The sequence below is a fragment of the Maribacter sp. genome (assembly GCA_020629415.1).
Lineage (GTDB): Bacteria > Bacteroidota > Bacteroidia > Flavobacteriales > Flavobacteriaceae > Maribacter > Maribacter huludaoensis.
The window spans coordinates 1-5,403 of record JAHDDL010000078.1; the positions used below are offsets into that span (position 1 = coordinate 1).

5 protein-coding genes and 1 pseudogene are annotated in these 5,403 nt (G+C 36.6%); 5 read left to right on the forward strand and 1 reads right to left on the reverse strand.

Annotation, left to right across the window (positions count from 1 at the left end; translation table 11 throughout):
- From QZ657_RS17095 to QZ657_RS17115, 5 genes and pseudogenes are all read left to right on the forward strand, one after another.
- Positions 1–716: pseudogene (locus QZ657_RS17095) on the forward strand (tagaturonate reductase); the annotation flags it as partial.
- A 22-nt stretch (positions 717–738) separates the two neighbouring features.
- A complete protein-coding gene (locus QZ657_RS17100) occupies positions 739–1,566 on the forward strand; it encodes an amidohydrolase family protein (RefSeq protein ID WP_291968237.1) in 828 nt (275 codons plus the stop codon).
- 2 nt (positions 1,567–1,568) lie between these two features.
- Positions 1,569–2,363, forward strand: coding sequence for an SDR family oxidoreductase (locus QZ657_RS17105; protein WP_291968238.1), 795 nt, complete (start codon positions 1,569–1,571; stop codon positions 2,361–2,363).
- Between the two features lie 23 nt (positions 2,364–2,386).
- Complete coding sequence (gene fucP, locus QZ657_RS17110) at positions 2,387–3,709, forward strand: L-fucose:H+ symporter permease (RefSeq protein WP_291968239.1); 1,323 nt, start codon at positions 2,387–2,389, stop codon at positions 3,707–3,709.
- Positions 3,710–3,721: 12 nt separating this feature from the next.
- A complete protein-coding gene (locus QZ657_RS17115) occupies positions 3,722–4,072 on the forward strand; it encodes an L-rhamnose mutarotase (protein ID WP_058105425.1) in 351 nt (116 codons plus the stop codon).
- Between the two features lie 119 nt (positions 4,073–4,191).
- Here the strand turns inward: QZ657_RS17115 and QZ657_RS17120 are convergent.
- Positions 4,192–5,403, reverse strand: a 1,212-nt coding sequence (locus tag QZ657_RS17120) for a sulfatase/phosphatase domain-containing protein (protein WP_291968240.1), incomplete at its 5' end; no start/stop codon positions are given.

The window sequence follows — 5,403 nt, forward strand, 5'->3', positions numbered from 1 at the left end:
GTTGGTTATTAGAAGGACCTGATGACATTTTAAATGAATTTCCTTTCAATAAAACAGATTTAAATATTGAATTGGTTTCAGACTTGGAATCCTATAGAAATTTAAAAGTGCGCATTTTAAACGGTGCCCATACATCAATGGTTCCAGTGGCATACCTATTAGGTGAACGCTTGGTTAAAGACGCTATGAAGAATACCCAAGTCGCTAATTTTATTCATCGAGTATTGATGAGCGAAGTGTTGGAGACTCTAGATTTTCCAAATGATTATAAAGAGCAATTTGCAAATGACGTCGTTAACAGATTTAAAAACCCGGCTCTTGAACATCAGCTGATCAGTATTGCATTGAACAGCACCTCAAAATTTGTAACTCGTTTATTACCTAGCTTAAAAGATTATTTGAAAATAAAAGGAAGTCTTCCCGCAAATATCACATTTGCATTGAGTGCTCTAATTCGCTTTTATGAAGGAAGTTTCAACAATGACAAAATTGATTTAAACGATACTTCTTCGGTACTTGAATATTTCTCTAACACCTGGGAACAATTTAGAGAAAACGACATTGACTTAAATACATTGACTACTAGATTATTGGGCAATTCTGATATTTGGCAAGAGGACCTGAACAAAATAACCGGTTTAACGAACATGGTTTATAACAACCTCAGCAATATTGAAAAATACGGATTTGAAGAAGCTGTTACAATGATAAATTAAGTTAACTATTGATCAATTTACTATGACCATAGACGCACATCAACATTTTTGGCAGTATGAGCCCGTAAAGCATTCATGGATCGATGATGATATGAGGGTAATTAGAAGAGATTTCATGCCTAATGACCTCATTGGTGAATTAAAAGCCAATGCCATTGACGGCTGTGTTGCGGTACAAGCTGATCAAACGTTGGCGGAAACTGAATTTTTAATTAATCTAGCCGCAAAAAACAATTTCATAAAAGGTGTTGTGGGCTGGGTAGATTTACGTGCTTCTACCATTAAAAGCGATTTAGAAAAGTTAAGCAACCATACTATATTAAAGGGATTTAGACATGTGGTACAGGGAGAACCTGATCATAATTTTCTATTAAGAAAGCCATTTTTGAACGGTATAAAAGAACTTGAACCGTTTGGATATACTTATGACATTCTAATTTTTCCGCATCAGCTTGGGGCAACTTTAGAGTTTGTCAAGCAATTTCCAAATCAAAAATTTGTGATTGATCATATAGCTAAACCCTACATAAAAGATGGTTTTTATGACGGTTGGGCTACCATGATGAGAGAAATAGCATTACTGGAAAATGTTTACTGTAAACTATCGGGAATGATTACAGAGGCCGACTACAAAAAATGGAAGCCTGATGATCTATCAAAATATCTAGACCTTGTCCTGACCTCTTTTGGTTCAAAAAGATGCCTTTTTGGTTCTGACTGGCCTGTTTGTCTAGTAGCGGGAAATTATAGCCAGGTTAAAAACTTAGTCACAGATTTCATCTCTGGTCTAAGCGATAACGAACAACATCATATTATGGGAAACAATGCAGTTGAATTTTACAATTTATAAGTATGGATTTAAGACTAAAAGATAAAGTAGTAGTAATAACGGGTGCAGCCGGTCTACGAGGAAGCATTGGGCAAACCATTGTAGAAGAATTAGCTAAGGAAGGCGCTATTCCTGTTATTGTTTGTAGAAATGATCGCGGATATGAATATGAAAAGGAGCTACGTGATAAAGGTATAGACAGCATATTTGTAAAGACAGATTTAACCGATGTTGTACAAATAGAACAAGCGGCGAAGACCATTGGTGATAAATATGGAAAAATAGATGCCTTAATCAATAATGTTGGCGTTAACGACACGGTTGGACTGGAAGATAGCATAGAGAAATTTATGCGCTCTTTAAAGCTTAATCTGGTCAGTTTTTTTGCGATGACCAAGTTTTGCCTACCCTACTTAAAAAAGGCGAAAGGCAATATTTTAAACGTTGGTTCCAAAGTTGCACTTACGGGACAAGGCGGTACTTCTGGCTATGCGGCATCCAAAGGTGGTGTTCTTGGCTTAACCCGTGAATGGGCGGTAGATTTAATTCCGTTCGGCATTCGTAGTAATGCTTTGATCATTGCTGAAAGTTGGACACCAGCCTATGAAAACTGGATCAACAGTTTAGATAATGGCGATGAAAAATTACAATCTATTGTAAAGAACATTCCGTTTGAAAACAGAATGACATCTCCCTTAGAAATTTCCGATGCGGTATTATTCGCTATATCAGAAAGATCATCACACACCACGGGCCAATTTATAACCGTTGATGGTGGCTATGTGCATCTAGATCGATCTTTATTATCTGAAAAATAATTCTACAAAACCGACCAATCCTTATGAACACATCTGAAAAAATACCTGTTGTTGCCAAATCAGTATTGGTGCCATTTATATTGATTACTTCGCTGTTTGCTTTGTGGGGCTTGGCAAATGATATGACAAACCCCATGGTACGCGGTTTTCAAAAAGTACTGGAATTATCCAACAAGCAAGCATCTTTGGTACAGTTAGCATTTTATGGTGGATATTTTACCATGGCTATTCCGGCTGCTTTATTCGTAAATAAATACTCTTATAAAAAAGGGGTTTTATTAGGCTTGGCATTATATGCCATAGGCGCATTGCTATTTTATCCGGCAGCTGCCTATGAAAGCTACCTTTTCTTTTTATCGGCATTGTATGTACTAACTTTTGGGTTAGCGTTTTTAGAAACTACATCTAACCCATACATTCTTTCTATGGGTGCAGAAGAAACAGCCACCAGACGTTTGAATTTTGCCCAAATGTTCAACCCAATGGGTTCTATTTTAGGACTATTGGTTGCTCAAAACTTTGTATTGGGCGCATTACAATCTGATGACACAACAGCAGATGGTGTTCCTATTTTTGACACATTGAACGAAAGTGCCAAAGCCGTTATTAGAACATCTGACCTGGAAATTATTAGAAATCCATATGTAATTTTAGGGCTTGTAGTTTCAATCTTTTTTGTATTGATCAGCGTGGTTAAGATGCCACAAAACAAACATCAAGAGGCGAAGGTGGTTTTTAAGGATTCTGTAAAACGATTATGGAAACAACCAAAGTTTGCTTTTGGTGTGGTCACACAAGCTTTTTATGTAGGTGCCCAGATTATGTGTTGGACCTATGTGTACCAATACGCCGAAACACTTGCCATTGATGCAAAATCTGCTGTTTGGTACGGTTTAGCCGGGTACATTGTTTTTCTAGTAGGTAGAACCATAGGTACTGCCCTCATGGCCAAAATAGACTCTGGAAAATTATTAATGTTTTTTGGATTAGGTGGAATGCTAACCCTGCTGGGCGCAATATTTTTACCGGGTATGTTAGGTATATATTCATTAGTGGCAACCTCTTTGTTCATGTCCATTATGTTCCCCACCATTTACGGTATTGCTTTAGAAGGCCAAGGTGAAGATGCCAAATTTGGAGCTGCATTTTTGGTCATGGCTATTGTTGGGGGAGCACTACTCCCCTTTTTACAGGGTTATATGCTAGATTTAGGTGGTGTTGGATATGAGGACATTACTATTTTTGGAGTTACAGAAATGAGATTTTCATTTGTGCTATCACTTATTTGTCTTGGTGTAGTTGCCTTTTACGGAAGAACTGTTTATAAAAAATATCATACCAACTAATTAATCAATTTTATGAGTTTCAATAAACGTCTTTGTTTTGCTTGCGATTTAAAAGATAACCCAGAATTAATTGCGGAGTACAAAAAGTACCATGCAGAAGGCAATGCATGGCCAGAAATTACAAAGAGCATTAAAGATGCCGGTATCATAGATATGCAAATCTACCTTACAGGTAATAGAATGTTCATGATTATGGAAGTCGATGCTTCTTTTGACCCCGATAAAAAGTCTAAAATGGATGCGGAAAACCCAAAGGTTCAAGAATGGGAAGAACTGATGTGGGGTTTTCAACAAGAACTTCCATGGGCAAAGAAAGGTGAAAAGTGGATAGCCTTAGAACAAATATTTCAACTAGAAAAATAATACACGTTATATAAAACCATATTAAAAACTATCAATCAATTTACTAGCAGTCTGTCATAGCTTTAACAAAAAAGCCAACTTTAACAAGTTGGCTTTTTCTATTTATAAAACTATGGTTATCAATCATTCCAATGGGCATCAATTACCTTTTGTATATGTGGGTAATTTTTATCGGTTTCATTTAATTCTTCCCTAACCTTTATCAACTCTTCTTTTAATTCAGCAATAACCTCTGTATAGTTTGGGTCATTATAAGCATTGTTCATTTCCTTTGGGTCGTTCTTTAAATCATAGAACTCCCACGCTACCGGTGTTTTATTGCTAAAATCATTACCCCAGCTAGCTTTATTATATTCAGCGTTGGGGTCGTCCGTATCTACCCAATACCTTCCGTAAAAAAATATCAACTTATAATCTTTAGTTCTAAGCCCAAAATGTGCCGGATTCTGATGTCTATGTGCCATATGCATCCAATAACGATAATAAGTAGATTGCGGCCAATCTGCCGGTTCTTCCCCTGTTTCCAATATTGATTTAAAACTTCTCCCTTGCATGTAATCTGGCGCAGACCCACCTGCCATTTCAATAAGAGTAGGAGCAAAATCAGTATTATTTACCATGGCATTTGAGCGCGAACCAGCTTTAATTTTTTCAGGATAACGAACAAAGAATGGCATACGCATAGATTCATCGTACATCCATCTTTTGTCTATATAATCATGTTCGCCCAACATAAAACCTTGATCACCGGTGTACACAATAATTGTATTCTCTAACAGATTATTTTCCTCCAAATAATGAATCAGTCTTTTTACATTATCATCTACACCTTTTACACAACGCAAATAGCGCTTTAAGTAATCTTGATACACCTTTGAGGTTATTTCTTTTTCTTCTGGTGTCAACTGCCATTTTTTATGCTCATCTATCCCAATAGTATTTTGATCTCTATATTGTTTATAAATAGAGCTATCTGTATAAATATTCATGGCCTGATTACGAATTAAATTACGTCTAGAGACCGATGAACCAATAATGCGCGTTAGGGAATCGTTCGATCCCCTAGTAGCTACCGAACCATTGTTCTTATTATCATATAAACTCTCTGGTTCCGGAATAAAGGTATCTGCCAGATAATCATTGTAACGTGGGGCATTTTCAAAATCGTCATGTGGTGCTTTGTAATGATGCATTAAAAAGAAAGGTTTAGTTTTATCTCTTCCTTTATCTAACCATTCAATAGTATTGTCCGTAATAACGTCTGTAGAATGCCCTTCTGTCTGTACTACATTGTTTGGCCATTCTTGCTCTCCACGAACTCTAAAATCAGG